At 55.1% G+C, this 4,244-nt stretch carries 5 protein-coding genes; 2 read left to right on the forward strand and 3 right to left on the reverse strand.

What is annotated here, in order from left to right; genetic code table 11:
* Positions 1–344: 344 nt before the first annotated feature.
* Genes M7R55_RS05915 through M7R55_RS05925 form a run of 3 tightly spaced genes read right to left on the reverse strand, consistent with a single transcriptional unit; the run spans position 345 to position 3,341 of the window.
* Complete coding sequence (locus tag M7R55_RS05915; protein WP_298219370.1) at positions 345–539, reverse strand: hypothetical protein; 195 nt, start codon at positions 537–539, stop codon at positions 345–347.
* 29 nt (positions 540–568) lie between these two features.
* Positions 569–1,702 carry a cytochrome d ubiquinol oxidase subunit II gene (gene cydB, locus M7R55_RS05920; protein ID WP_298219372.1) on the reverse strand — a complete coding sequence of 378 codons (1,134 nt, stop codon included), beginning with the start codon at positions 1,700–1,702 and terminating at the stop codon, positions 569–571.
* A gap of 1 nt (position 1,703) precedes the next feature.
* Positions 1,704–3,341: a cytochrome ubiquinol oxidase subunit I gene (locus M7R55_RS05925; RefSeq protein ID WP_298219373.1), complete on the reverse strand. Its 1,638-nt coding sequence runs from the start codon at positions 3,339–3,341 to the stop codon at positions 1,704–1,706.
* Positions 3,342–3,627: 286 nt separating this feature from the next.
* On the opposite strand from M7R55_RS05925, the gene M7R55_RS05930 reads away from it, so the two are divergent.
* The gene (locus M7R55_RS05930; protein ID WP_298219375.1) at positions 3,628–3,975 is read left to right on the forward strand and encodes a DUF3817 domain-containing protein; all 348 of its coding nucleotides are present in this window, start codon (positions 3,628–3,630) and stop codon (positions 3,973–3,975) included.
* Positions 3,976–4,088: 113 nt separating this feature from the next.
* A partial coding sequence (locus M7R55_RS05935; protein ID WP_298219377.1) for a peptide chain release factor-like protein occupies positions 4,089–4,244 on the forward strand: 156 nt, incomplete at its 3' end.

The following is a 4,244-nucleotide window of genomic DNA, read 5'->3' on the forward strand; positions in this document are numbered from 1 at the left end:
GGACAAATCATCGCCAGCGGCACACCGGAAACCGTGGCAAAAGTGGCTGGATCTCACACCGGACGGTACCTCGCCCGGTTACTCGACCACTGAACCCTCAAATCCACCCCTCTGTAAGGAGGGCAGGGGTAATGCCATTAGGTTAAGCCCCAACCGGTTGATAAATAATGCTTAATGTGCAGGCCCAACAACAACATGAGCAGCTACCGCAATGGCCGCAGCTAGTCTGATTGGGTCGTGCCGTCCTGCACTGATTGTTGTGCATTGAAGCAAACAAAACCCCCGGCATGACCGGGGGGCTTTCGTAGGCTTTGGTGTGCTTCAGATCAGAAGCACGTCGCAGGTCACTGCGGCGTGCCTTTGGATTTTTCTTCTTGCGTGTCGAAGAGAAAACCCGCGGCGGCAGAGGTCAAAATCAACAACCCGGTGCCGATGATCCAGGCGAAGTACCAGGGGGCGGCTTCGCCCATCACGATCACAAGGAAGATCACGATCATGGCCAGCACAAAAAACAGCAGGAAATAACCAATCGTCTTCATATTCTTTCTCCGTAAATTTCAGCCCGGGATCAATAAGCGTGCGGGTCTTTCTCGATCTTGCCCGCATCCACCTTGCCGCGCATCACGTAGAAGGCCCAGCTGGTGTACCAGAGGATCAAGGGTACGAACACGACCGAGAAGCCGGTCATCCACAGCAGAGTGTTTTCACTGGAAATCGAGTTCCAGATGGTCAGGCTCTGACTTGGATTGGTGCTTGATGGCATGAGGAACGGGAACAGGCTGATCGCGGTTGCACCGAGTACACCCACCCACGCCAGAACGCCAAACCACCATGCAATGGCGGGGCGATGCGCGCGCAGCAGCAGGCCACCGATGATCATGCCTGCAAAGCCGATAACCGGGATGACCCACAGAATGGGCATGGCCTTGTAGTTGGCCAGCAGGCCGCCTTTGACGAGTTCAACGGTTTGGGTGAGGGGTGTCTGCGCCAATGCCGGGTCGACTGAATGGGTCAGAACGAAGCCGGGCATCATGCTGATCCACACACCGCCCACCGCAAATAGGACGATTGCGACCAGAATGGCAAATGAACCTGCCGCCCGAGCCCGCCCGGCCAGTGCGCCCTCTGTCTTGATGACCATCATGGTTGCGCCCATGTACATGGCCAGCGCCAGGGAAAGAACACCGGCAAGAATGGCGAACGGGTTGAACAGGCTGATGAAACTGCCGGTGTAGTAAGAGCGCAGATCCCAGTCGAAGTGGAAGGGTACGCCTTGCAGCATATTGCCCATGGCCGCGCCGTAGATGATCATCGGCAGCGCGCCGGAGAGCAGGAATACCCAGTCGGCAATGTTGCGCCAGCCTTCGGTCGGAATTTTCGAACGGTATTCGAAGGCGAGCGGTCGCATGATCATGCTCCACAGCAGGAGCAGCATGACGACATACAAACCGGAAAACGCCGTGGCATAGATGAGCGGGAAGGCCGCAAAAATCGCCCCGCCGCCCAGGATGAACCACACCTGATTACCGTCCCAGTGCGGGCCGATGGCGTTGAGCATGCTCCGACGTTCGAGATCGGTCTTACCGATGATGCGCAGCAGCGCCCCGACACCCATATCCATGCCCACCATAACGGCCAGCCCCAGTAACAGCACGCCCAAGAGCAGCCACCACAAAACTTTCAAGCCTAGATATAAATCCATCTCACACCTCTTTGGATTGTTCGTTCACGAGCGTCTTTGCATGAACAGGGGCGTAGTTGCCACCCAATACCGAGCCACCTGACGACGTGTTCTTATCTTGCTTTTGCGCCGCGTGATGATCGTCGGGCCCTTGCTTGATCGCGCGTACCATCAGGTACATTTCGATGATGATGAAGATCGAGTACAGACTCACGAAACCGATCAACGAGAACATCATGTAACTCACGCTGTGGCTCGAGGCCGACATCCAGGTCGGCAGCAGGTTGTAGACCGTCCACGGCTGGCGACCCAGCTCGGCCGTGAGCCAGCCCATCTCGCAGGCGAGAAACGGGACCGGGATCAGCCAGAGCGAAAAGCGCAGGAAAAGAGGATGATTCTCGACATCGTTACGCAGTGAGTAGATCACGCCGAAAATGAAGAAGGCGAGCATCAGGAAGGCAAAGCCCACCATAATGCGGAACGTCCAGTAAATAGCGAAGACATCCGGGATGGTGTCTTTCGCGGCGAGGGCGATGTCCGCATCGGTCGCTTTGCTTACATCCTGCTCAGGCGCGTAGCGCTTGACCAAAAAGCCATAACCGAGATCTTGCTCATGCGCCTTGAACTGAGCCATAGCCGCCGCATCGGTTGGATTACCGGATAGAATTTTCAGCGCCTCTACCGCCTGGATACCATTCTTGATGCGTAGGGCATTGCTGGCTTCAATCTCTGCGATACCCGGAATTTTCATATCCATGGTGTGTGTCAAAAGTGGCGTGAGCAGATAGGGAATCTGGATGGCCCAACTATTTTCCTGCTTCTCCTGATTCGGCCAAGCCATGAGATTAAATGGCGCGGGCGCTTCTTCCGTTTTCCACATGGCTTCCATCGCGGCAATTTTGGCCGGTTGAGCTTCGCCGTCGATGAAGCCGAGCGCATCACCCAAGGTGATTACCCCGATGGTGGACAGCACGCCAAAGATCGTTGCCATGCGGAACGAGCGCTTGGCCAGTTCCATGTGCCGTTTGCGCAGCAGGTAGAAGGCACTCACGCCAGCAACGAAGATCGCCGCGGTCACATAACCGGCAATACTGGTGTGCACGAATTTGGCTTGTGCGTCGTGGCTGAAAATCAGCGCGGTGAAACTTTCCAGTTCCATTCGCATGGTGACGGGGTTGAACACGGCACCTTGCGGGTCCTGCATGAAGCCGTTGGCGACGAGAATCCACAGTGCCGACAGGTTCGAGCCCAGTGCGACAAGGTAGGTTACGATCAGATGTTGCCCACGGGAGAGTCGATCCCAGCCGAAGATCATCAGGCCGATCATGGTCGATTCCATGAAGAAGGCCATCAGGCCTTCAACGGCCAGGGGCGCACCGAAAATATCGCCAACGAAGCCGGAATAAAATGACCAGTTGGTGCCGAATTCGAACTCCATCGTGAGGCCGGTGGCGACACCGAGGGCAAAGTTGATGAGCAGCAATTTTGCCCAGAATTGCGTCATTTCCTTGTAAATCGGCTTGCCGGTGACCACATACACTGTTTCCAACGCCGCGAGGAACACAGTAAGCCCCAGTGTGAGTGGCACAAACAAGAAGTGGTAGAGCGCGGTGGCGGCGAATTGCCAGCGCGATAGCTCGACGACGGTATCGTTGATCATAATGAGCTCCAGATGTAACAAAAATCATGGATAAACACGGCCCCATGCAGGAAGATGTGCCTGCACGACCGCTATATAGAGCGTACGCCCGTCGTGTTGCCGCCAGTTAAATTTATGGCTGATTAACTGGGCAGTATGGCTAATAGGCGTTGCCGGATAACAACGCGGTATCGCCTCTTAACCGGGCAATTTTGGTCGCTTATTTGCATAGGTAAACCTGAGTAAATTGAATTGTAATTTTCTATGATATAGCATAAAAAATTATTATTAATTGAGAGGTGCGCTCATGTCTTTTCTTCTTTCCAAGGCCGGGAAATCTCCGGTTTCGCGTTTGTTGCGCCATTTGAGTCTGATGACCTTGGTGGAAGGCACTTCCCTGATCGCCCTGGTGCTTATTGCCGTGCCGATCAAATACGGTTTGGATTTTCCTTTGGCCGTCCAGGTGGTCGGACCCATCCACGGGGCTTTGTTTCTTTGGACAATGGGGGTATTACTGACCAGCGTATTCGCCGGACGATTGGCTGCTGCCAAGGGGGCGGTGGTCTTTTTCGCGGCATTGATCCCCTTCGGTGGCTTGTGGTCGCACCGGCTGCTGGACCGGGAAATTGCCCGCCAGCGTCAGGGTGTAACTTAACCGTCCGGTCGAGTGGCCGGGCTGACGCCAGCTTGGCTTTAGCACGGTTCGATGAGGTGATACCTGTTATAGTGCGCCGGGCTTCCGCGAAGGACTTTTGCAGGTTTTGTTTGATGACTTATCCCACTATTTCCGCTGCCGAGATCGAGTTCACGGCCATCCGGGCGCAGGGTTCGGGAGGGCAGAATGTCAACAAGGTCTCAACGGCGATCCATCTGCGCTTCGATATTCATGCTTCATCTTTACCCGATGAAATCAAAGAAAAACTC

The sequence above is a fragment of the Halothiobacillus sp. genome (genome assembly GCF_027346185.1).
Classification (GTDB): Bacteria; Pseudomonadota; Gammaproteobacteria; order Halothiobacillales; family Halothiobacillaceae; genus Halothiobacillus.

Excerpts from the sequence above, each read along its gene's own strand:
- M7R55_RS05915 (WP_298219370.1), bottom strand. The coding sequence starts at position 539 with ATGAAGACGATTGGTTATTTCCTGCTGTTTTTTGTGCTGGCCATGATC.
- cydB (WP_298219372.1), bottom strand. The coding sequence starts at position 1,702 with ATGGATTTATATCTAGGCTTGAAAGTTTTGTGGTGGCTGCTCTTGGGC.
- M7R55_RS05925 (WP_298219373.1), bottom strand. The coding sequence starts at position 3,341 with ATGATCAACGATACCGTCGTCGAGCTATCGCGCTGGCAATTCGCCGCC.
- M7R55_RS05930 (WP_298219375.1), top strand. The coding sequence starts at position 3,628 with ATGTCTTTTCTTCTTTCCAAGGCCGGGAAATCTCCGGTTTCGCGTTTG.